The organism is Bartonella vinsonii subsp. vinsonii (assembly GCF_902825235.1).
GTDB lineage: Bacteria > Pseudomonadota > Alphaproteobacteria > Rhizobiales > Rhizobiaceae > Bartonella > Bartonella vinsonii.
Genome location: NZ_CADEAJ010000103.1, coordinates 1 through 255 on the forward strand (window position 1 = coordinate 1; position 255 = coordinate 255).

The window sequence follows — 255 nt, forward strand, 5'->3', positions numbered from 1 at the left end:
TTGCATATTTGATCTCTTAAAAGCACATATTGGAGTTATTTCAATTTCCCATAAAATGAATAGCAAATTTCAGTAGTTTACTTTTTATAGGCTGTTTATAAACTGCATCTTGATTGCATCTTGTTAAATTTTTTTGACGCATTTTGTAGCTTTTTGGGCGGTTTTCGCCCATTTCAGACTCGATATTTGTTCTAAATGTATTTAATAAACTCCATTTCGATTCTTTCGAAGTCAATTGATTAATGTCATAAGACT

Annotated in this window: 1 protein-coding gene; it reads right to left on the reverse strand. The window is 29.8% G+C overall.

The window, feature by feature from the left end; translation table 11 throughout:
- Window positions 1-40: 40 nt before the first annotated feature.
- Window positions 41-255, reverse strand: a 215-nt coding sequence (locus tag J7R12_RS08825; RefSeq protein ID WP_208439095.1) for a hypothetical protein, incomplete at its 5' end; no start/stop codon positions are given.